20 protein-coding genes are annotated in these 22,352 nt (G+C 44.6%); 6 read left to right on the plus strand and 14 right to left on the minus strand.

Translation table 11 applies throughout. The features are described 5' to 3' along the window. Positions 1–5: 5 nt before the first annotated feature. From yihI to AB6E51_RS17940, 3 genes are all read right to left on the minus strand, one after another. Complete coding sequence (yihI, locus tag AB6E51_RS17930; RefSeq protein ID WP_017060163.1) at positions 6–563, minus strand: Der GTPase-activating protein YihI; 558 nt, start codon at positions 561–563, stop codon at positions 6–8. Continuing rightward, positions 563–1,201: a class I SAM-dependent methyltransferase gene (locus tag AB6E51_RS17935; RefSeq protein ID WP_004735576.1), complete on the minus strand. Its 639-nt coding sequence runs from the start codon at positions 1,199–1,201 to the stop codon at positions 563–565. Before AB6E51_RS17935 ends, yihI begins: the two co-directional genes overlap by 1 nt. Before the next feature lie 557 nt (positions 1,202–1,758). Then, a complete protein-coding gene (locus AB6E51_RS17940; protein ID WP_372058870.1) occupies positions 1,759–2,376 on the minus strand; it encodes a cytochrome c in 618 nt (205 codons plus the stop codon). Positions 2,377–2,524: 148 nt separating this feature from the next. On the opposite strand from AB6E51_RS17940, the gene yihA reads away from it, so the two are divergent. Further along, positions 2,525–3,184 (plus strand): ribosome biogenesis GTP-binding protein YihA/YsxC, encoded by a 660-nt coding sequence (yihA, locus tag AB6E51_RS17945; RefSeq protein ID WP_017060162.1) that lies wholly within the window; start codon positions 2,525–2,527, stop codon positions 3,182–3,184. Between the two features lie 218 nt (positions 3,185–3,402). Continuing rightward, a complete protein-coding gene (locus tag AB6E51_RS17950) occupies positions 3,403–4,002 on the plus strand; it encodes a GTP-binding protein (RefSeq protein ID WP_017060161.1) in 600 nt (199 codons plus the stop codon). Between the two features lie 506 nt (positions 4,003–4,508). Here AB6E51_RS17950 and polA read toward each other — a convergent pair. The 3 genes from polA to hemB all read right to left on the minus strand — a co-directional run bounded on the left by polA (position 4,509) and on the right by hemB (position 9,540). Next, on the minus strand, positions 4,509–7,307 hold the full coding sequence (gene polA / locus AB6E51_RS17955) for a DNA polymerase I (protein WP_017063055.1): 2,799 nt from the start codon (positions 7,305–7,307) through the stop codon (positions 4,509–4,511). Positions 7,308–7,985: 678 nt separating this feature from the next. Next, a complete protein-coding gene (locus tag AB6E51_RS17960) occupies positions 7,986–8,420 on the minus strand; it encodes a GNAT family N-acetyltransferase (RefSeq protein ID WP_372058872.1) in 435 nt (144 codons plus the stop codon). 76 nt (positions 8,421–8,496) lie between these two features. Then, positions 8,497–9,540, minus strand: a complete 1,044-nt coding sequence (gene hemB / locus AB6E51_RS17965) for a porphobilinogen synthase (protein WP_017060158.1) — start codon at positions 9,538–9,540, stop codon at positions 8,497–8,499. 208 nt (positions 9,541–9,748) lie between these two features. Between hemB and AB6E51_RS17970 the strand changes: the two genes are divergently transcribed. After that, positions 9,749–10,510 (plus strand): TatD family hydrolase, encoded by a 762-nt coding sequence (locus AB6E51_RS17970; protein ID WP_372058874.1) that lies wholly within the window; start codon positions 9,749–9,751, stop codon positions 10,508–10,510. 288 nt (positions 10,511–10,798) lie between these two features. Here the strand turns inward: AB6E51_RS17970 and tatC are convergent, their stop codons facing one another. From tatC to rmuC, 7 genes are all read right to left on the minus strand, one after another. Further along, positions 10,799–11,554, minus strand: coding sequence for a twin-arginine translocase subunit TatC (tatC, locus tag AB6E51_RS17975; protein ID WP_017060156.1), 756 nt, complete (start codon positions 11,552–11,554; stop codon positions 10,799–10,801). A 148-nt stretch (positions 11,555–11,702) separates the two neighbouring features. Then, positions 11,703–12,110, minus strand: a complete 408-nt coding sequence (gene tatB / locus AB6E51_RS17980; protein ID WP_048612432.1) for a Sec-independent protein translocase protein TatB — start codon at positions 12,108–12,110, stop codon at positions 11,703–11,705. Positions 12,111–12,113: 3 nt separating this feature from the next. Then, positions 12,114–12,368, minus strand: a complete 255-nt coding sequence (gene tatA, locus AB6E51_RS17985) for a Sec-independent protein translocase subunit TatA (protein WP_017060154.1) — start codon at positions 12,366–12,368, stop codon at positions 12,114–12,116. Positions 12,369–12,421: 53 nt separating this feature from the next. Continuing rightward, positions 12,422–14,056 (minus strand): ubiquinone biosynthesis regulatory protein kinase UbiB, encoded by a 1,635-nt coding sequence (ubiB, locus tag AB6E51_RS17990; protein WP_017065813.1) that lies wholly within the window; start codon positions 14,054–14,056, stop codon positions 12,422–12,424. After that, positions 14,053–14,658: an SCP2 domain-containing protein gene (locus AB6E51_RS17995; RefSeq protein ID WP_017063051.1), complete on the minus strand. Its 606-nt coding sequence runs from the start codon at positions 14,656–14,658 to the stop codon at positions 14,053–14,055. The genes ubiB and AB6E51_RS17995 overlap by 4 nt, the downstream gene beginning before the upstream one ends. A gap of 98 nt (positions 14,659–14,756) precedes the next feature. Beyond that, complete coding sequence (ubiE, locus tag AB6E51_RS18000; protein ID WP_026012235.1) at positions 14,757–15,536, minus strand: bifunctional demethylmenaquinone methyltransferase/2-methoxy-6-polyprenyl-1,4-benzoquinol methylase UbiE; 780 nt, start codon at positions 15,534–15,536, stop codon at positions 14,757–14,759. A 65-nt stretch (positions 15,537–15,601) separates the two neighbouring features. After that, positions 15,602–17,134, minus strand: a complete 1,533-nt coding sequence (gene rmuC / locus AB6E51_RS18005; protein ID WP_017063049.1) for a DNA recombination protein RmuC — start codon at positions 17,132–17,134, stop codon at positions 15,602–15,604. Positions 17,135–17,272: 138 nt separating this feature from the next. Between rmuC and AB6E51_RS18010 the strand changes: the two genes are divergently transcribed. The 3 genes from AB6E51_RS18010 to AB6E51_RS18020 all read left to right on the plus strand — a co-directional run bounded on the left by AB6E51_RS18010 (position 17,273) and on the right by AB6E51_RS18020 (position 21,271). After that, the gene (locus tag AB6E51_RS18010; protein WP_372058876.1) at positions 17,273–18,181 is read left to right on the plus strand and encodes a DMT family transporter; all 909 of its coding nucleotides are present in this window, start codon (positions 17,273–17,275) and stop codon (positions 18,179–18,181) included. Positions 18,182–18,509: 328 nt separating this feature from the next. Beyond that, positions 18,510–19,682, plus strand: a complete 1,173-nt coding sequence (locus AB6E51_RS18015; RefSeq protein WP_017079350.1) for an amidohydrolase — start codon at positions 18,510–18,512, stop codon at positions 19,680–19,682. A 56-nt stretch (positions 19,683–19,738) separates the two neighbouring features. After that, complete coding sequence (locus AB6E51_RS18020) at positions 19,739–21,271, plus strand: AbgT family transporter (protein WP_102332585.1); 1,533 nt, start codon at positions 19,739–19,741, stop codon at positions 21,269–21,271. Between the two features lie 10 nt (positions 21,272–21,281). Here AB6E51_RS18020 and AB6E51_RS18025 read toward each other — a convergent pair whose 3' ends face one another. Then, positions 21,282–22,172: a LysR family transcriptional regulator gene (locus AB6E51_RS18025; protein WP_017079352.1), complete on the minus strand. Its 891-nt coding sequence runs from the start codon at positions 22,170–22,172 to the stop codon at positions 21,282–21,284. Positions 22,173–22,352 lie beyond the last annotated feature (180 nt).

Consider the following 22,352-nt stretch of genomic DNA (forward strand, 5'->3'; position numbering starts at 1 on the left):
GGCTATTAACCTTTAAAGCTGTCTAAGTCGAAATCTTCGAATTGAGATAGCAAGTCTTCGTCAGAGCTTGCTTTCTTCTTAGATGCAACCGGTGCTTCTTCGAAGATCTCTTCTTCATCGTCTTCTGGTTCTAGCAGACCTAAGCGGCCCATTAGGTGTTCGATACGATCAAGTTTCTCATCAACAAACTTCTGTAGACCAGCACCTAGGTTTTCACCATTTTCGATACGATCTAGGAGTGTGTTCAGTTGAGCGTCATTCTCAAGCATCTCTAACTCTTGTTCGTTAGATAGCTTGCGCTCTTGTTTAGTCGGCTTCTTCGCTGGTTCAACGATCAGCGGAATTTTTTTCTTGCTGCCTAAACGTGGATCACGAGCTTGTGCAGCTTTACGCTGTTTTGCTTCGCTACCATCTGAGTGACGGCTGCCAGACTTAAGGCCTTTACGCTTTTTAACACGCTTACGTTCACGACCTTCAACATCAGATTCACTACGGTTACGAGTAACCATAGGTTCCGGAGCGCCAAGTGCTCCCGGTTTTCTTGATTTCTTACTACGACCCATTACTGCACTTTCCTCAGTAAAATTACATCATTTCCAAAAAATTCTAGTTCGAGCTTATCCCGCTCTGCCAAAAACTGGAATGTTTGACGACTAAAGAAGACGACATGTGTCGGGTCATTCTTGTAGTGCCAACCAGCAAACGCGTCTACGTCTATTACTAGTTTAGTCATAAGACCAATCCAGCCCTTGGGTTTAACTAAATTCAACCATTGCTGCCACACTTTGTCTGGGTGATAAAGATGCTCTATCACCTCCGTGGCAGTCATAAAGTCATACGTTTTTTCCAACACAGAAGCTTCTGGGTGGTAATAGATATCGTACAACTCCATGGTGTGTCCGGCTTCTTCTAACATAATAGATAGCGTAGGGCCTGGGCCACAACCAAAATCCAACCCGTGTGAGTTAGATGAAATTTTGTCTGTTAGTGGATCCGCGATGCGAGATAGAAAACGGCGATAGCCTGCATCACTAGGATCGTTCTCATGGAGATCATAGTGTGCTTTCTCTTCTTTTGCTTCTAACCTTTGTTCAGGTTTAACAAATACCAGTTCACATTGCTGACATTGCAGATAGGCTCTGCGTTTGTCTTCAAAATAGTGATTCACGCCTTGGTGATGGCATAAGGGACAAGTATACATAGCACATCCTTAAACAGGGATGCGAAACATACCAGAAACTGAGTTTATAGTGGAGAGGTATTGGGTGTTTTTTCATCAAATCAATAAAAAAAGCGATAGGAAAACCTATCGCTCTCTAAATCTGCCTATATCGGCCAAAATTTGCATACTCAACTTGGTACACAAATCTCCATTTGTTATTGGTGCTTTCCATGCCAAATTTGTTTGTTGTTCATCGTCCTGATGAGTTTTGGCTATCCTTTTCTAACACCTTGTTGCTGGGCTGTCCTAGCCTGATCCATTTCTGTCTATACCGTTAGACTAGATGATCATCCATATCTAAGTCAGCTCCTAGCTGATGGCGGTTACTTTACCGTGTTACAAAAAGACTACAAGAGTGCGACTTCACACTTTTGTACACAAATCGATCACACATTGATAAATCAGACATAAACACAAAACGCATTAATAAAACCAATACAAAAGAAAACGCCCCGACCATTACTGATCGGGGCGTCTCTTCAATCTCGCTCGAACGTACATTCCTTTACTCTGGCTAAGAGCAAGAAACCGACAAATTAGTGTAAACCACCAACGTACTTCGATAAGGTATCAATATCAGCGTCTGTTAACTTTTTAGCTATATCACGCATCATCGCATTCATGTCGTTATTACGGTCACCATCGCGGAATTTTTCAAGTTGAGCCTTGATGTAATCTGCGTGCTGACCTGAAATCTTAGGGAAACCAGAAAGTTCGGTACCATTACCACGAGGGCCATGACAAGCAATACACGCCGTTACGCCGCGTTCTGCGTTACCCGCTGTGTAAAGAACCTTACCTTCATCTACTACATTTTCAGGAGTAGAGTTACTAGAGATAGGTAGAGAGGCGTAGTATGCCGCTAGGTCAGCCATATCTTCTTCAGATAAAGGCATCGCCATTGCACCCATTACAGGTTCGTAACGACCTTGCTTACCACCACTTGTCATACCTAGCTTAAGCTCTTTTAACTGCTTCTCTAGATACTTCTCATGTTGACCAGCCAGCTTAGGGTACTGAGTGATCAGGCTGTTGCCGTCAGCACCGTGGCAGGCAACACATGTTTGTGATTTGGCTTTACCAGCTTCAATACTACCTTGAGCCCATACTGAGCAGCTGGCTAAAAGACTCAAAATTAGCGCTAATTTCTTCATGACATTCCATTATAATTATCAAGCTTCCAGTACCACTCTATGTTGCCACTCATGGTACAATAGGCGACCTTATGCCGAGCACGGTTATTTTACACAAATTCACAAAAAAGTAATCAATCGACTACACAAAGTCGAGATGGAGTTAACAGTGAGCGTAAAAATTCATTATCAAAACACGCATTTCATTACCAGTGCACCTGATATTCGTCATTTACCAGAAGACGAAGGGATCGAAATTGCGTTTGCAGGACGCTCCAATGCTGGTAAATCTAGCGCGCTAAATCGCGTTACAAACCAAAAAAGCTTGGCGAAAACCAGTAAAACACCCGGTCGAACTCAGCTAATCAACCTATTTAAGGTAACGGACGGTTGTCATATCGTCGATTTACCTGGATATGGCTTTGCTCAAGTACCACTTGAGATGAAGAAAAAATGGCAGAAGTCGCTAGGTGAATACCTACAACGACGTGAAAGCCTGAAAGGTTTAGTGGTATTGATGGATATCCGTCACCCAATGAAAGACCTTGACCAACAAATGATCTACTGGGCTATCGATAGCCGCATCCCAGTACAGGTTTTGTTAACAAAAGCAGACAAACTGAAAAGTGGTGCGCGTAAAGCACAGCTACTGAAAATCCGTAACGATGCAAAATCTTTCGGTGGTGATGTTGCGGTTGATGTCTTCTCTTCAATGAAGGGCATCGGCGTTGACCAACTGCGTGCCAAGATGGATGAGTGGTTTGCGCCTGCGCTTGCTGATCAAATCATTGATGAGTTAGCAGACGAAGAGCACAACGACTCAGAGTAGTTCCTCTACTTATCGCTATAGGTTAGAGCACTTACAACACGTGATTTAGCCTTATCAATGCCCCTCCTTATATAGGTGGGGTATTTTTTTGCCCAAAAATGAGTGAGTTAAGCATAAGTTTTTAGTGTTAAAAATCGGATTTAGCCACTAAAACCAATAGAAGTGAACCATACTAAAAGACACATCTAAATAATCAGAACAATGAGAAAGGAATACTCATGTGGAAAACACCATTGGCCATCATTGCACTTATGTTGGTCTCACTGACAGGGTTTGCCTCTGAAGCAGAACAAGAACAAGCCCCACTGATCAATGTCGATATGACCTTAGACCTCGATGGCATGGAAAAGTACGCCCAAGATGCGAGTGAGTCTCTTGAGGTGATATCGCAATCTTTGCAGGCGATAGTCAACAACCCCAACCTAAGCGACGACCAGCAACAAGCCCTCAATCAAACCGTTGAAAGTATCAATAAGCTTGCGAGCTCCACCAAGACATCACTCAATCAACTGCCACAAGCCTTAGACCAATCTCGACTCGCCTTTAAACAAACCAGTCAAATGCTGTTGGATGACATTCAGACCAAGATCATCATTGCGCTGGCGGCCGTTATCGCTGTCATTATTATAGCTTTGACCGCTATCTATCTGCTTATCCTGAAACCAATGCAGCAAACCTTGGTAAAAGCGACCAACAATATCTCTTCAATGGCGCAATCCATCCAGATCACCGCCGAAGCTCTGAAATATAGCACCGAGAAACAACAGAAAATCATGGATTACATTGAGCATTCACCGACTCAATACACTGATAAATAAGGCGTGATCCATCAATCCTTTATCGATAACTTGTAAAATAAAAGTTATTTCAAGTGATAAAACAATCGACTTAGAGACGGATTTAAATTACCAAAAGCTGATCGAATTTCAGATCTAAGGCAAATCAGGGGTTTATCACTGTGCTTGAGAAAGTGTAATAAAAGGCACTAAAAATGAGAGGTTTACGGGGGAATGATAGGTTGGAAATATTTTTCTTTCGCACAAGAAAAAACGCCCCAGTCAAATACTGACTGGGGCGGCTGAATCAGCCTAATCCAATAACGTGAAACAAAAGGTCTGAAAGATAGAACATCTTACCTCTGTACCCTACGAGATTTAATGTACAACAATTGCTCAGAAATGAAAACAACTTTTGTAGTTTTTTTTCATGAATGTTTTATTAAAACACCTAAATTCTTATTACGACTTAACTTTATTTGAGACAAAAAAAAGCCAGTGTTTGTGCACTGGCTCATACTAATTTGCTTATTAAGGTCAAAAACTGATTAGTGGGCTTGATCCCAGTTGTCACCGTGGCCAGCTTCCGCGACAAGCGGCACTTCTAGCTCTGCAGCGGATTCCATCAATTCTTGTACTTTACTTTCAATTTCGGCTAAAGATGACTCTTCCACTTCAAACACCAATTCATCGTGTACCTGCATAAGCAGTTTTACACGACCATCGCCTTCCGCTTGAATCCACTCATCCACCAACAACATCGCTTTCTTAATGATGTCCGCTGCTGTGCCTTGCATTGGCGCATTGATCGCCGCGCGTTCAGCAGCTTTACGACGCATGCCATTACGAGATTGAATCTCAGGAAGGTGCAGTCGACGACCGTAAATGGTTTCAACGAAGCCTTGCTCTGAAGCAGCACTGCGCGTGTCTTCCATATACTGCATTACGCCAGGGTAACGCTCGAAGTAAGTGTCCATGTAGTGCTGTGCTTCGCCACGAGGAATACCCAGTTGCTTAGCCAAGCCAAAGGCACTCATACCGTAGATAAGACCGAAGTTAACGGCTTTAGCACGACGACGTTGTTCAGTGGTCACACTCTCAATATCAACACCAATGATCTCAGCAGCCGTTGCCGCGTGGATATCTTTGCCTTGTTGGAATGCTTCCAGAAGCGCTTTATCACCCGAAAGGTGCGCCATGATACGCAATTCAATTTGAGAGTAATCGACCGCTAGAATCTTCCAGCCATGTTGTGCAACGAATGCTTGGCGGATACGACGACCTTCTTCATTACGAATTGGGATGTTCTGTAGGTTTGGATCTGTTGAAGACAAACGACCCGTTGCTGTCACCGCTTGGTGATAAGACGTATGAACGCGACCCGTTTCAGCGTTGATCATCTTCGGCAGTTTATCTGTGTAGGTAGACTTGAGTTTCGCAAGGCCACGATACTCAATGATCAGCTTAGGTAGCGGGTAATCAAGAGCCAGCTCTTGCAGCACTTCTTCGTTGGTTGAAGGTGCACCTGATGGCGTTTTCTTGATAACAGGCAAGCCCATTTTTTCAAAAAGGATCGCTTGCAGCTGTTTTGGTGAGTTCATGTTGAACTCTTGCTCTGCAATCTCGTAAGCTTTCTGCTCTAGCTCATCAAGACGAACCGCAATCTCTTGCGATTGAGCGCCTAGCAACATGTCGTCGATGAATACACCTGTGCGTTCAATACGAGACATCACTGGAATCAGTGGTACTTCGATCTCTTCATAAATCGCTTTTAGCTTTTCGTCTTGCTCGATGTTTTCCATTAAACGGTTATGAAGACGTAGCGTGACGTCCGCATCTTCTGCAGCGTATGGAGACGCCTCACCCAGCTCAATCTGGTTGAAAGTAAGCTGCTTCTTACCTTTACCTGCGATTTGCTCAAATGAGATGCAGCTGTGCTGAAGGAAACGCAGCGCTAGGCTATCCATATCATGCTTGCCGCCAACGCTATTAAAAACATAAGACGCTAGCATGGTGTCGTGCTTGATGCCTTTCATCTCGATACCGTAGCGCGCTAAAACGCTCATATCGTACTTCAGGTTTTGACCGACTTTAGCCTGTGCGTCATCTTCAAGAATCGGCTTAAGCTGTTCAAGTACCCAATCACGATCCAGTTGTTGAGGTGCATCTAGGTAATCATGGGCAACCGGTACGTAAGCGGCAACGCCTTCTTCGGTTGCGAATGATAGACCAACAAGGTTAGCCACCATGTAGTCCAAGCTATCTGTTTCAGTATCAAAGGCAAACACCTCTGACGCTTTCAGTTTCTCTAGCCACGCATTAAAAGAGGCTTCATCTAAGATGGTTTCGTAGTTGCTGCGATCAATCGTCACTGCAGAGGTGTTCATTTCTACGGTAGAAGTGGTTGATGCCGTGCTGCTGCGCACTGCACCCGACTTCTCATCCGCCTCAACCACACCGCTGCCGCCTTCAAGTAGCTCGTTCAACCAAGATTTGAAGACCAGTTGACCGTATAGCTTAATCAGCTCATCCGTATTTGGTTGTGCTTTTACAAGCGACTCAGGTGTCTCTTCTAACTCGACGTCCAGTTTGATCGTTGCAAGCTCGTAAGACATCTCAGCGTTGTCTTTATTATCAATCAGCTTCTTAGCCATGGTTTTTGAACCACGGAAGCCAAGAGCGGCAATATCATCCAGGTTTTGATACAGCTTTTCGATGCTACCAATGCCTTGTAGTAGAGCAGTTGCTGTTTTGTCACCAACACCTGGAACGCCAGGAATGTTATCCACTTTATCGCCCATCAGTGCAAGGTAGTCGATAATCAGCTCAGGTGGGATGCCAAACTTCTCTATCACGCCTTCGCGATCCATAACCACGTTGGTCATGGTGTTGATCAAAGTAACGTTGTCATCAACCAGCTGCGCCATATCTTTATCGCCAGTACTGATCAAAACCGGCATGCCCGCTTTAGATGCTTGAGAAGCTAGCGTACCAATCACATCATCCGCTTCAACGCCTGGGATCGAGATAAGTGGTAGACCCATTGCGCGAATCACGTTGTGCAAAGGTTCGATCTGACAACGTAGATCATCCGGCATAGGTGGACGATTAGCCTTGTACTCTGGGTACATGTCATCACGGAACGTCTTTCCTTTTGCATCAAAAATAACCGCAATACGATCAGAAGCAAATTGACGCATCATGCTGCGCAGCATGTTAACTACACCGTAAACCGCGTTAGTCGGGATATCACCATTGCTCATGGTGCCAGGGTAAGCATGAAACGCGCGATATAGGTAAGAAGAGCCATCGATCAGAATCAATGGATTATCAGGAATACGAGCCATAATGTTTGTGTATCCAGTAAGTACAGAAATTATCTGTTAAGAATGCCACGTCTGTTGGTTGGATTCCACGTTGTCGATCTGTATCCGTTCACTCGGTTGTGTTCGATATAATCGATTTGTTGTTATTTTTTGTTCTTAGACGCAAGCGTTCTGTGGATAACTCTGTTTATATTATTTATCCACCTTGTTGAAAACTAAGCACAACAAGCAACAAAACAACAATAAGCACATGAAAATAAAGAATAAAATTACAGATCGAACATATGATCAACGATCTTTTTACGATCTTGCGTTGTGGAAAAGAATACTGATGCCGTTTTATTCATAAAAATATGTGCCACTAAATATGCATCTTGTTGAAATGAAGGTATAAAAAAAGCGACACCCGAAGATGTCGCCTAGCAAAAACCGGTAAAGCCATTCAAATTGAATACCACAGCTTTACCTAAAAGCTATAAATTACACTGGAAGCAATGTGAGCAATGTCGTGTCAAAAAGAACTTAGTACAAGTTCGCGAGAATTCTGTTGGGTAACCAAGTAGATACTTGAGTACTTAACATCCTTGTGAACATTTCCTCATTCCCTAAGACAAAGTTAATAATAATGATTCTCATTTAATAGTCAACACTTAAATGATAATAAATCTCATTTAATTTATAAACCGTTAACAGCAGTGCTCAAATTTGCTTCAAAAAATGGATTCTATGGGCATTAATGTCTTCTTTTTCTTCAAATCTTTCGATTAGGTAACCGTTTCTCAATAACAGGCGCAACATTGCAGGGAACTGGTTACGAGACTTAACCTTTAACTGTCTGTAGCCCTGCTCTTTCGCCCACTGTTCCTGAACGTCTAATTGCGCCTGTGCAACGCCTTTGTTCCTCGCGAGCGGTGACACGCCACCAAACCAGCTGTAAAAAGTATCTTGATCCAATTCATAGCCGATCTTAAAGCCAAGCAACACGCCAGCTTCTTCAGCCACTAAGATAAGGCTCTTTTTCCCTGCCAGCCGCTCTGACAGAGAAGCGACACTCTCTTTTTTAGCGAACTCAGAGATCTGCTCGACCACAGACACCACTTCTTCTAAAGAACCTTCACGTACGACAACTGACATCTTATTCATCCTTATAAACGAAAGGGCTGGCACAATGGCCAACCCTTTACTGATCACTTAAGTGAGATCTACACGGTTACTTTTCTTTTAAATGCTCAGCAGCTTGTGCGTTATCTTCAGCAAGCCACTCTGCGACATCTTTAGCGAAGTAAGTAAGAATGCCATCAGCGCCAGCACGCTTAAAGCACAACAGTGATTCCATGACGGTTTCGCGCTCTTTCAGCCAGCCGTTTTGAATCGCCGCTTTGTGCATCGCGTATTCACCAGATACTTGGTAAGCAAACGTAGGCGCTTGCAGTTCGTGCTTAACACGACGAACAATATCAAGGTAAGGCATGCCTGGTTTCACCATCACCATGTCCGCACCTTCATTAAGATCCATCGCGACTTCATGAATCGCTTCATCGCTGTTGGCTGGATCCATCTGGTAGTTCTTCTTGTTACCACCTTTCAGGTTCGAAGCACTGCCAACTGCATCACGGAATGGGCCGTAGTAGCACGATGCATATTTTGCAGAGTACGCCATAATCTGAGTATGAATATGGCCCGCTTCTTCTAACGCTTCACGGATCTTACCAATGCGACCATCCATCATATCCGATGGGGCAACTACGTCAGCACCCGCTTCAGCGTGTGATAATGCTTGCTTGATCAAGACTTCAGTCGTCTCGTCATTCATCACGTAACCATCTTCATCGATGATGCCGTCTTGGCCGTGAGTGGTGAACGGGTCTAGTGCTACGTCAGTAATAACGCCAATGTTTGGCACATGCTCTTTTAGTAAACGTACAGCGCGCTGCACCAAACCTTCTGAGTTATGAGCTTCAGCTGCGCATAAACTTTTAGCATCTTGGTTCACGACTGGAAATAGAGCAATCGCAGGAACACCCAGCTTTGACAGGTAATCTGCTTCCTCAAGCATGTAGTCGATCGACAAGCGTTCAACACCTGGCATTGACTCGACAGGCTCGCGGCGGTCTTTACCCATCAGGATAAACATTGGGTAGATTAGATCATCCACAGACAATTGATTTTCTGCCATTAGGCGACGGCTAAAGTCGTGCTTACGCATACGGCGCATACGGCGACCTGGGAATTGACCTTGAATTGAAACAGACACTAGATTCTCCTTGCCTAGTCTAAGCACCGAAATACTTAGATATGAAAAGTGCTAAATACAGGCAAAAGCATATCACTGATGGCTCAGGACGCTAGCAGTAAAATATGAAACCCACTCAAAAATAGGGATAAATGGCAAAAAATGACCTTCTCCTCACACTGCCGTATACTCATGACAACTCAGTAAAGACCGCTTTCAGGACAAAACAATGATCGACACCCATGCTCATATTTACGCTAGCGAATTCGATGAAGACCGCGAACAAGTTGTGCAGCGCGCACTGGCTCAAGGGATTGATACCATTCTATTGCCGAACATCGATTTAGAATCTATCGAACCAATGTTAGCAACGGAAGCGCAGTTTCCTGATGTGTGCCATTCAATGATGGGCTTACACCCTTGTTATGTGGATGCGAATATCGAGCAAACCCTCAAAACCATTCGAGCTTGGTTTGATAAGCATGACTTTATCGCCGTGGGTGAGATTGGTATCGACTTGTACTGGGATAAAACCTTCAAGGCTGAACAAGAGATGGCGTTTGTGACTCAACTGCAGTGGGCAAAAGAGCTTGATCTACCTGTGGTGATCCACACTCGTGATTCCATTGAAGAGACACTTGCCCTACTTCGTAAAGAACAAGATGGCAGCTTACGCGGGGTATTCCACTGCTTTGGTAGCAGCTTAGAGGAAGCTCAAGCGATCAACGAGCTAGGCTTTCATTTAGGTTTAGGCGGCGTTTCGACCTTTAAGAACTCTGGGATGGACAAGGTGATCCCACATCTCGATATGGATTACGTCATTCTAGAGACAGATTGCCCATACTTGGCACCAACACCGAATCGCGGTAAACGCAATGAACCAGCCTACACAGAATTAGTAGCAAAACGCATCGCCGAATTACGCGGAATTACCCTTGAAGAAGTCGAAAACATAACCACCAAAAATGCTAAGGCATTGTTTAATTTATGACAAATCTATTAATAAGTAATTATTACGGATTTTTCCTGAATTTATTTGAGAAAGCTAAGTGACATGTATAGTATCAACCACCTGCATATGGAGGTAGTTGATTATGTGTGACCATTCACAACACTTACAACGTCAACATCGAACCCTATGGCATAAAATTTTGGGCATCAAAGAGCTCTATATATGTCAGAACTGTGGCTATCAGTTAAAGATTCGATAAACAGACATAATAAAAAAGCGGCCCTAGGCCGCTTTTTTATTATGTGATTTTTACTGAAGCATTCCGAATCAAGATTCAGCTTCTTCCTCTTCATCCGCATCTGGCTTACGCGTATAAAAGCGTGCGAAAAACAGACCAATCTCAAACAGAATACACATTGGAATCGCCAACAGTGTTTGCGAGATCATATCTGGTGGTGTCAGCATCATACCGATGATGAAAGCACCCACCACAATGTAAGGACGCTTTTCAGACAGAGATTGAGGCGTTGTTGCCCCCGTCCAACACAACAAGATAATCGCAACAGGCACTTCAAAGGCAATACCAAAAGCAAAGAACAGCGCGAGTACAAAATCAAGATAGCTTGAGATGTCGGTTGCGAACTCTACTCCCCCTAATGATATGGCCGTAAAAAAGCCAAATACCAACGGGAATACAATAAAGTAAGCGAACGCCACACCACAGTAAAACAGCAATGAACTTGAAGCCAATAGCGGCATTATCAAGCGTTTTTCATGCTTGTATAAACCCGGAGCAACAAAAGCCCACACCTGATACAAAATAAACGGAACCGCGAGGAATATAGACGCGATCAAGGTTAATTTCAGCGGTGTGAAAAATGGCGATGCAACATCGGTTGCGATCATCGTCGCCCCTTCAGGTAGACGATCTACCAAAGGTGCTGATACGAATTCATAAATATCATTAGCAAAATAAATTAGCCCGACAAATATCACTAGCACCGCGACAATCGCACGTAGTAGGCGATTACGTAGTTCTAGAAGGTGGCTAATTAAAGGCTGTGTCTGCTCAGTCGAAGACATGTCAAACCTCTTAAACAGGAAGATCGAAAAGGAGCCGCGCGTGTATCTATCCAGTTGAATTGGTATCCACTTGAATAGTTATTTACTTGAATAGCTATCTATTTAAACATCTAGCGACTCAAGTATCCGGCGACTCCTCCTTGCGAGACTATTCGGCTTTCTTATCTGACGGTGCTGAAGCTTCGCTGTTGACCTGAATGGTTTCAGATTCCACAGTTTCCGTGACACTAGGTTTAGTCTCACTTGGCTTATCAGACTCAGGCTTAGCATACGGACGTTGAACCTCAGCAGCGGCCTGCTTGAGTTCATCGACTGACGCTTTAAGGTCTGGAGATAAATCTTCCATACCCATTTTTTCCGCCTTGCGTAGGTTTTCTTGCAGCTCTTGCACCTTAAGCTCATGAGAAAGTTCATCTTTCACACTATTTGCCATGCTTTTCGCTTGTCCAACAAACTTGGAAATACTGCGAATCGCCACGGGCAAACGCTCAGGTCCTAAAACCACTAACCCAACGACAGATATTAATACCAGTTCCCAAAAACCGATATCAAACACGATTTACGCCTGCTCTTTGTCTTTCTTTGTTTCAGCAGTTGTTTCAGCGTGAGCTTCTGTCTTCTGCTGTTCAATATTCTTTGGTTCGAAGTCTGCATCTTTCTTATCTGCAGGCTTGTCTTCATCGCTCATCGCTTTTTTGAAGCCTTTAACCGCTGAACCTAAGTCACCACCCATACCGCGCAGTTTCTTTGTTCCGAATAGCAAAATTACAATTACAGCAATGATTAGAAGTTGCCAAATACTGATACCACCCATTGTCATTGTCCTCGGGTCTGTCTACACATAAAAATATTAAGAGAGTCTACTGTCTAACGACGGTAAGCTCGCCAACTAAGCAACCAAAATGTGACACCTGCGATGCCACAGCCCATAGATAGCTGCTCATAAGGGCTTGAAACTAATATTGCGGAGCATACGACTAAAGTGGCTCCAACGCCAAACAAAAACTTTCCAGTTGCTTGCTGACGCTTACTATCTCGGTAACCTTGATAAAGCTGATCCATTCTGTGGTTCATCGCTTTACCTTGGCGCAAGCTGTCATAAAGTAGCTCTGGCAGCTCTGGCAGTTTTTCTGCCCAGAATGGCGCACGCTCTTTTACTGCGTTGATCACAGCTTGCGGCCCCACCTGATTCATCATCCAGGTTTCAAGGAAAGGCTTCGCCGTTGCCCACAAATCAAGTTGCGGATACAGCTGACGGCCTAGGCCTTCGACATACAACAAGGTCTTTTGCAGAAGCACCAACTGAGGTTGAACCTCCATGTTGAAACGTCTTGCTGTATTAAATAAGTTTAGCAACACATGGCCAAATGAGATCTCGCCAAGTGGTTTTGCAAAGATTGGCTCACACACCATACGGATCGCGAACTCAAAATCATTGACGTTAGTGTCGTGTGGCACCCACCCCGAATCAACGTGTAGCTCAGCAACTTTACGGTAATCTCGATTGAAGAAAGCCAACAAGTTCTCTGCTAAATAGCGCTTATCTTCGCTATTGAGCGTACCAACAATGCCACAATCCAAACCAATCCACTGAGGGTTATCTGGATTCTCTGGGTTAACAAATACGTTGCCCGGGTGCATGTCTGCATGGAAAAAGCTATCTCGGAATACTTGGGTGAAGAATACCGTCACACCGCGTTCCGCGAGCAATTTCATGTTGGTGCCGTTGGCTTCTAGCGTCTCAATATCGGAGACTTGAATACCATAGATTCGCTCTGACACCATCAGGGTTTCGCTGCTTAGATCAGGGATAACCTCTGGAACATACAGCTCTTCACTGCCTTCAAAATTACGTCGCAGTTGAATGGCATTGGCCGCCTCACGGCGCAGGTCGAGTTCATCAAGTAACGTTTTCTCGTACTCGTGAACCACTTCAACCGGTTTCAAACGACGTGCTTCAGGAAGCGACTTAGCGACTATACGCGCCATTCGGTGCATCAGTTTTAGATCTGCGTCAATCACCGGGCGAATATCAGGTCGAATGACCTTCAGAACAATCTCACGACCGCTCTCTTTAAGCTTTGCGGTATGCACCTGAGCGATAGAAGCAGAAGCCAGTGGCTCGATATCAAAGTCGGTAAACCAGTTGTCTAAACTGCCACCCAACGCCTTTTCCATATCTTGCTTCGCCAGTTGACCATCAAACGGCGCAACTTGGTCTTGCAACAACGCCAACTGATCGGCGATATGAGGAGGGAACAGATCACGACGTGTCGACATCATCTGTCCAAACTTGATCCACACTGGACCAAGTTCTTGCAGCGCAAGGCGCAAGCGATGACCCAACTCTTTATCTTGATGCTTGTTCTTAAGCCAAAACAGTGACTTTCGCGCCAACAAAGGAGCTTTAGTCAGTTGGTGTTCCGGCATCAACTCATCAAGGCCGTATTCCAACTGTACCTTGATAATATGATAAAGACGTTTCAGTTCTGCTGGGGTCATGCTTTCTCCAACAGAGCGTTCAACTTAGCTTCAAGACGAGCAGCGGAGCTTTTTACGTCATCAACTTGGTCGCAAAAGTGCGCAACTTCTAACGGTGCAGGTGCGATCTTCCACTCTTCAGTCAGAACTTGAGCAACATGGTTTTGATGCTTAGTCGCCTGTTTTGCTACAAAGCCACCGACGTTTTTAACGCCTTGCACCAAGGTATGCGCAACCACATCACCCGTCACACGCGATAACCACTCTTCCAAATCAGGCTTGCAGTCTGTCATCAGTTGAGCAAATTTCTGAGCCAGTTGAATATCACCCTCTAAGATCAACTTATCTTGCTTGATCAGCTTGGTGATGTTCGATTGCTCACGCAGTTCAGGCAGTACCGATAGGTTCAAAGATAGGTAGCAATCAGGCTGCCCTTCGTATTCCGACAACACATCGATCTGTTGGCTGAAAACGAAAGTGAGTGTTTTATTCAACTCTTTCAAATTGACTTGAATGATCTGCCCCTTTAAACGAGATAAACGACGAACCAGTGCTGGATCATCGTTCACGAAAGTATTTAAAGAGGTTTCAATAACCGCGGTTACCAATGGATCAAATGGCATGACTGTCCTTACCTTTGAAAACGGATAAGCCTTAACCTATCCGTTCTATCTTTATTCTTATTGTTTAGCACGCTCAGCGAGCCTGCTACCAAGCTCGACTAGAACTTGTAACCGCGGTGCAGCGCAACAATGCCGCCCGTTAGGTTGAAGTATTTTGTATTTTCAAAGCCCGCTTCTTGCATCATGCCTTCCAAAGTCTCTTGATTTGGGTGCATACGAATAGATTCTGCAAGGTAACGGTAGCTGTCTGCATCGTTAGCAATCAACTCACCCATTTTTGGCAACAGGTGGAAAGAGTATGCGTCGTAAACCTTTGATAGTGGCTCAAGCACTGGCTTAGAAAACTCAAGAACCAACAGACGGCCACCCGGCTTAAGTACGCGGTACATAGAACGCAGCGCTTGGTCTTTATCGGTTACGTTACGCAGACAGAAGCTGATGGTAATGCAATCGAAGTAGTTATCTGGGAATGGCAACTCTTCAGCGTTCGCTTGTACGTAGTGTACGTTGCCAACAATGCCGCTATCACGCAGCTTATCACGGCCAACATTCAGCATTGAGTTGTTGATATCAGCAAGAACCACGTGGCCTTTTTCACCAACGATACGCGAGAATTTCGCAGTAAGGTCGCCAGTACCACCACCAAGATCTAGGATACGCTGACCAGGGCGAACGCCACTGCAATCAATCGTGAATCGCTTCCACAAGCGGTGAACACCACCCGACATTAAGTCATTCATGATGTCGTATTTAGCGGCTACAGAGTGAAATACCTCTGCTACTTTCGCGACTTTTTCGTCTTTCGCGACTGTTTCGAAACCAAAGTGTGTGGTTTCTGACTCTACTGCTGAATTTGTCTGCACGCTTGTGTCCATAATGCTGTTATCTACCATGGTAAGTTCTCATCGACAGCACGCTCCGTGTTTAGAGGCGCTGCGGCCGATTAGTTTACTTTATCCTCAGCGGGTTGTCTTTCTACTAAGGAGGCATTTTCTGAAAAAGCCTCATTTTGCGCCATTTCGGCCAAACCAATCGAGATCGGTTTCTTCACTTCAACACCCAATTGCTTGAAGCTTTCGGCCTGACGAATCACGTTGCCTCGCCCTGTGACTAGCTTATTCATCGCCCCTTGATAACTTTGGTTTGCTCTATCAAGTGAGCTGCCAAGGCCTTCCATATCATCAACAAACAGGCGCAGCTTGTCGTAAAGCTTGCTCGCACGTTCTGCGATAACCTGTGCGTTCTGGTTCTGTCTGTCGTTACGCCACAGGTTATCAATGGTACGCAGTGCCACCAGCAAAGTGGTTGGGCTGACCAAGATGATATTTTGCTCCATCGCGTCTTTCACCAAGCTAGGATCCGCCTGAATCGCCACTTGGAATGCTGGTTCAACCGGGATAAACATCAACACGTAATCCAGACTCTGTATGCCTTTGAGCTGATGATAATCTTTCTGGCTCAAGCCTTTGATGTGCGCTCGCAGTGACACCAAGTGATCGCGCAATGCAGCATCGCGTTGCTGATCGGTTTCGGCATTGAAATAGCGTTCAAATGCCACCAGCGCCATTTTTGAATCGACCACCACTTGCTTGTCTTGTGGCAGATGCACAATCACATCCGGTTGATAACGCTTGCCCGCATCGTTTTGCAGGTTCACTTGCGTTTGGTATTCGTGGCCTTCGCGCAGTCCTGATTCAGCAAGCACGCGAGCCAGCACCACCTCGCCCCAGTTACCTTGTTGTTTGTTGTCACCCTTTAGCGCTTGAGTCAGGTTCACCGCTTCACGCGTCATACTCTCATTAAGACGCTGCAGGTTTTTAAGCTCATGCACCAAAGTATGACGCTCTTTGGCTTCTTGGCTGAAGCTGTCGTTAACCTGCTTTTTAAAACCTTCTAGCTGTTCTCTCAAAGGTGACAACAAACCTTCTAGGCTCTGCTTGTTCTGCTGATCAACCTTGGCGGTTTTGGTTTCAAACAGTTGGTTCGCTAACAATTCAAACTGCTGCTTAAGTCGTGATTCAGCTTGCTCTAGCAACTGCAGCTTTTCGCTATTGGCGAGGTTTTCTTGGTCATGCCTTGCTTCTTGCTCGCGCAGCTCGGCTTCTAATTCAGACTTATGATCTTTAAGCACATTGATCTCATCAGCGTACTGCTGGCGCTCTTGCTTTACCGCCTCAAAGTAGCGCAGTTTTTCCATTGCAGCCATCACCTTACCGTGCGCCTGCTTGAGCTCGAATGCCGCTTTGTCTCGGTCATCATCTAACTCATCGAGCTCTTGTTGCGCCTCTGCGAGTGATGCTTTGAGCTGAGCTTGCTGAGATTCATGCAACAAACGATCGGACTCTAGCTGCTGCTCGAGCAATCGCTGCTGAAAAGAGAGCTTCTGTTTAATCCACCAACCCACGACACCGCCGCTGACGAGCGCGCCAGAAATTGCAGCAATAAGCGTTGCCTGATGTTCGATAATCCATTGCATGATAATGATTTAGCCTAATTTGAAATAACTCATTAAATGGTATTTTGATACTGGATAAATGTCCAGTTTGCCGTATTAAAATTCGACAGATAGACTAGGCGCTCCGTATTCTGTCCCATCAAATTAGAATGAGTTGCCATGAACGAACGTCGTGCCTTGGGCTTTGGCCTTTCCGCAGTACTGCTGTGGTCAACGGTCGCTACTGCTTTTAAGCTGACCCTTGCTGAGTTTTCACCGATTCAAATGCTGACCATTGCCAGTATTGTGTCGTCGATTGCGCTGATCGCAGTCTGCGCCTTTCAAGGTAAGCTCTCTCAGCTGAGTACAACGTTCCTTTCAAACCCTTGGTATTACCTGCTGCTCGGCTTGGTTAACCCATTGGCTTATTACCTGATTCTATTCAAAGCCTACGACCTGCTGCCCGCTTCTCAAGCTCAAGCCATCAACTACAGCTGGGCTATCACGCTAACCTTAATGGCGGCGGTTTTTCTGGGGCAAAAGATTCGTAAGCAAGATTGGATTGCGTGTACCTTCAGCTATGCGGGTGTGGTAGTTATTGCCACCAAAGGCGATGTGTTAGGCATGCAGTTCGATAGCCCACTCGGTGTGGCACTGGCGCTGCTTTCTACTCTGCTTTGGGCAGGATATTGGATTCTCAACACCAAAAACAAGGCTGACCCAGTGGTTGGCGTACTGCTTGGTTTCTTAGTGGCATTACCTTTCGCGATCGGTTTAACCCTTTTTGAAGGCGAGAGCTTTAGGCAAATCACAGCGAAAGGTTGGATGGCCGTAACTTATGTTGGCCTGTTCGAGATGGGCATTACCTTTGTCTTGTGGCTCTCGGCATTAAAACTGACCAACAACACGGCACGTATCAGCAACCTAATTTTTGCCTCGCCGTTTATCTCGTTGATGCTACTTTCCACTATTATCGGCGAAGAGATTCACCCAGCGACCCTGTTTGGCTTGGTACTGATCATTGCCGGCCTTGTTATCCAGCAGATCAAATGGGGAAAGAAGAAAAACAACCTCAGCCCTGAAAGTTAATGCCCAGAAAGATTAGGATTATCGCACTACGCGACTTCCCGAATTATCAACGATAACAAGCTTTGAATACAAAAATGGCGAGTCCTATGACTCGCCATTTTTATTTTAATTATTAAGCATCTACCTCTAGAGTCATGTTAGTTCCCTAATATTTCACTGAAGTCATTTTCAGCGAATAACCCCAACACCTCCGATATTCAAAAACACCACATCAAAAAGTTCGATATAGATTGCTATAAGTTTTACTAATAAGACTATTACGCATCCAACTAGGTAATACGACACCGTCATGATTATATGTTATGAAAATGTTACCTAAGGAAATGACGTGTCCCTATTACAAGAACTAGAAGAGTGGCTACCAGAAATGGTAGAAATTAGACGAAATATTCATCAACACCCAGAACTGGGTTTTGAAGAGCACAACACACAAAGTATGGTAATCGCCAAGCTCAAGGAATATGGCGTTGAACAAATAGACTCTCGCTTTGGAGGAACAGGCGTTGTTGCGGTTATCCAAGGGGAACTCGGTGACGGAAAAACTTTAGGTTTAAGAGCCGATCTGGACGCATTGCCGATCCACGAAGAAAACAACTTTTCTCACCGTTCTTGTCAGGCCGGAAAAATGCACGCATGTGGGCATGATGGACATACCACAATGCTGCTATATGCAGCAAAATACCTCGCAAAAAACCGTCAATTTAATGGTAAAGCCGTACTCATTTTTCAACCCGCTGAAGAAGGCGTTGGTGGCGCGCAAAAAATGCTTCAGGATGGCTTACTTGAGTGCTATCCATTAGATGCATGTTACGCACTTCATAACATGCCAGGAATACCAGAAGGGCATTTCGCATTCAAAGAAGGACCGATCATGGCAAGTTCCGATCGTCTCTTTATTCAGATTAATGGCAAAAGTGGGCATGCGGGCCTACCACAAAACACTCAAGATCCTTTATTAGTTGCGACCCATATCTATCAAGGTATACAAGGCTTAGTTAGTCGAACTTATAGCCCGTTTGAACCGCTTGTCGTTTCAGTCACACAGTTACATTGCGGTGAGACAACTAACGCTATCGCTGATACCGCTCAAATGAGTGGCACCTTCAGAACTCTCTCCCAAAATGTGCGAGACCGCTTGGTCTCTCAACTTGATACTTTGGTTTCTCACACTGCCATGGCTTTCGACATGACCGCACAATTCTCCCTAGGTCCAATATCTCACCCACCCACCGTCAACAGCTTCCCCGAAGTCGAGACAGCAGTGAAAGCCGCCTCTTCAGTCGTTGGTAATGATCAGGTTAACGCAACATGTGAGGCTTTATTAGCCAGCGAAGACTTTTCTTTTTTTCTAGACCAAGTACCGGGATGTTATGGGTTCATCGGCAACGGATTAACCATCAATGGAGAAACGATAGGCTTGCACCACAAGAACTACGATTTCAATGATCGAGTGTTACCGACCGGAGCCGCATACTTCATCTCTCTACTTCAACAAAACTAGCTCATAAAAATTAGCACAGGGGTCACGGTGACCCTCAATAATCACAGGAGTGTGAAATGTCAGGTTTACTAGATCAAAAACAACTCCCTCAGAAAGTCAGCATAATTGATCGTATTGAGAAGTTTGGTGACCGAATACCCCATCCATTCTATATGTTTATTACCTTATGCTTAGCGGTCATATTCTTGTCTTGGATAGTGTCGACTTTTGGTGGGAATATAGCGCACCCTTTGAGCGGAGATGAAATCAAAGTAAAGAACCTGCTCAGTGGCGAAGGGTTTGTGTACATTCTAAATTCAGCTGTATCAAATTTTATCGCGTTTAAACCTCTTGGTTTGGTACTTTGCATGATGCTCGCGGTAGGGCTTGTTCAAGAAGTAGGATTAGCAGACTCAGCAATTAAACAATCGCTTTTAAACGCACCCAAAAATTTCGTAACTGCCTCTATATTTCTAACCGGGATCATCGGTAACTTAGCATCTGATGCGGCGTTTATCTTAGTGCCTCCTTTAGCTGGCATCATTTTCTCTGCGACCAATCGAAACCCTGTCGTAGGAATTGCTGCTGGCTTTGTTGCTGTGGCCGCAGGCTTTACTGCCAACGTATTTATCGCAGGAACGGATGTTTTACTCTCCGGTATTTCAACAGAAGCTGCCCGCATTGTTGAACCTGTAGAAGTTAGCCCCGCGGCTAACTGGTACTTCATGCTTCTTTCGGTACCTCTCTTGGTCATACTTGGAACACTTATAACAGACAAATACATAGAACCGCGATTTGATAAGCAAACAAAACGCTCTGCCGAAGAGTCTCCACTGAGCACTGAAAACCCTGAGAAATATAGTGTCACCGACATTCAAAAACGAGCTTTAAAATGGTCTGGGTACGCATCAATTGTTTTTATCCTAGGAATGGTGGCGCTACTACTTCCAAGTGATTCGCCATTGAAAAACGCCGATGGCGGCTTAGTTCCATCTCCCTTCCTTACTGGCATAATCCCAATAATTATGGCGTTTTTCATTATGAATGCCGTGGTTTACGGTGTAAAAGCCGGAGAGATAAAGAAAGCGAGTGATGTGCCCGATCTGATGGCGAAGTCATTGCATGGTATTGGGGGTTACATCGTCTTAGTTTTTGTTATTGCCCAATTTATTGCTTGGTTTAATTGGTCTAACTTGGCTATATTTTTCGCTGTGAATGGCGCTGAAATGCTCGCTCAGGTTGAAGTGCCAAAGCTATTAATGTTAGCCATGTTTATGATACTTGCAGGGTTCATGAACCTGATTGTTTTCAGTGGTTCGGCTCAATGGGCAATCATGGCCCCAGTCTTTATTCCACTATTCATGCTACTGGATATATCACCTGAATATACTCAGATGGCTTACCGAATCGCAGACTCAACAACCAATATTATATCTCCAACAAACCCTTACGTGCCGATGGTATTAGCGTTGATAGCCAAATATAACCCCAACGTAAAATTCGGTACATTTCTAGCTATGATGGTCCCATATGCATTCTTTCTATTTACAATCTGGGGAGCTGTATTCTTGACCTACACTATGCTAGGTCTACCTGTTGGACCTATGTAGACCGCGTAAACTACAGTTTGAGACTGACTTGCTTTCTGAGCATTAGATTAAACTCATCGATGATCTGTCGGTGAGTTTCTTTTCTTGTAATTAGCCCAATTGAACGATATTGAATTGGTTTTACTATTGGGATAAATCTCAAGTTCTCATGAGCATGTAATGAAGCGATGGTTGAGGATAAAATAGCAGAACCTAAACCGCTATCGATCATACCAAGCAATGTTGAAGTGTGTGACGCACTAATTTCAGGATCATAGGTAAGACCTGCTCGCATAAATGCCTGGTCAGCAAGTGTTCTTAAACTATTTCCTGGACTGATACCAATAGAAGCATACTGATGAGCCTGCTTCCAGTTAACCTCACTCTCTGCACTCAAGTGATGAGCCTTATTACAGGTAAAGCATAAGTGATCACGAAACAGCAGTTCAAAATTTAGTTCCGAGTTATTAGGGGGAGTACCAATACCTATATCCGCACGTCCTTCTAGAACTGAATTATGGATATCATTAACTCGCTCCTCAATTAACCGAAACGAAAAAGATGGGTGCGTTCTTTTCAGCTCACTGATGGTTTTCGGAACCAATGAAGAACACATTGAATACAAAGACGAGATAACCAGCGTTCGATGGTAGCCTTGCTGACGAGCTTTATTTTCCAACTCCCACTTATCCAAACGGTTAACAATGAACAAAGCTTCTTGATAGAACGTACGACCAGTTTCAGTTAGCAGTATTTTTCGGCCTCTTTTCTCAATAAGTTCTGAGGCAGTTTGTACCGCAAGTTTTTGCATCATTTGGCTCAATGCAGATTGCGTAATGTGTATTTGTTCAGCCGCGGCTGTAAAACTTTTAGTTTCAGCAAGAGTAATAAACGCTTTAAGTTGTCGATAACTCACATCCATAAGACTGACACCACCTTAAGTATTTTCTTTGCACAAAGTTATCGATTACGAAACATCAATAAGAAGACTCACAATATAAGATTCACACAAAGCGATAGAGTCAGTTCAGCGTCATGGGTTGCTACAATGTGTGTGGCTTCTCATTAAAAATCATATCAAGCAGAAAGTTTTACAACCGTT

The sequence above is a fragment of the Vibrio sp. 10N.247.311.47 genome (assembly GCF_041467535.1).
Taxonomy (GTDB): domain Bacteria; phylum Pseudomonadota; class Gammaproteobacteria; order Enterobacterales; family Vibrionaceae; genus Vibrio; species Vibrio crassostreae_C.

Coding starts and splice junctions, on each gene's coding strand:
- yihI (WP_017060163.1), bottom strand. CDS start 563: ATGGGTCGTAGTAAGAAATCAAGAAAACCGGGAGCACTTGGCGCTCCG.
- AB6E51_RS17935 (WP_004735576.1), bottom strand. CDS start 1,201: ATGTATACTTGTCCCTTATGCCATCACCAAGGCGTGAATCACTATTTT.
- AB6E51_RS17940 (WP_372058870.1), bottom strand. CDS start 2,376: ATGAAGAAATTAGCGCTAATTTTGAGTCTTTTAGCCAGCTGCTCAGTA.
- AB6E51_RS17950 (WP_017060161.1), top strand. CDS start 3,403: ATGTGGAAAACACCATTGGCCATCATTGCACTTATGTTGGTCTCACTG.
- polA (WP_017063055.1), bottom strand. CDS start 7,307: ATGGCTCGTATTCCTGATAATCCATTGATTCTGATCGATGGCTCTTCT.
- AB6E51_RS17960 (WP_372058872.1), bottom strand. CDS start 8,420: ATGTCAGTTGTCGTACGTGAAGGTTCTTTAGAAGAAGTGGTGTCTGTG.
- AB6E51_RS17970 (WP_372058874.1), top strand. CDS start 9,749: ATGATCGACACCCATGCTCATATTTACGCTAGCGAATTCGATGAAGAC.
- tatC (WP_017060156.1), bottom strand. CDS start 11,554: ATGTCTTCGACTGAGCAGACACAGCCTTTAATTAGCCACCTTCTAGAA.
- tatA (WP_017060154.1), bottom strand. CDS start 12,368: ATGGGTGGTATCAGTATTTGGCAACTTCTAATCATTGCTGTAATTGTA.
- ubiB (WP_017065813.1), bottom strand. CDS start 14,056: ATGACCCCAGCAGAACTGAAACGTCTTTATCATATTATCAAGGTACAG.
- AB6E51_RS17995 (WP_017063051.1), bottom strand. CDS start 14,658: ATGCCATTTGATCCATTGGTAACCGCGGTTATTGAAACCTCTTTAAAT.
- rmuC (WP_017063049.1), bottom strand. CDS start 17,134: ATGCAATGGATTATCGAACATCAGGCAACGCTTATTGCTGCAATTTCT.
- AB6E51_RS18010 (WP_372058876.1), top strand. CDS start 17,273: ATGAACGAACGTCGTGCCTTGGGCTTTGGCCTTTCCGCAGTACTGCTG.
- AB6E51_RS18020 (WP_102332585.1), top strand. CDS start 19,739: ATGTCAGGTTTACTAGATCAAAAACAACTCCCTCAGAAAGTCAGCATA.
- AB6E51_RS18025 (WP_017079352.1), bottom strand. CDS start 22,172: ATGGATGTGAGTTATCGACAACTTAAAGCGTTTATTACTCTTGCTGAA.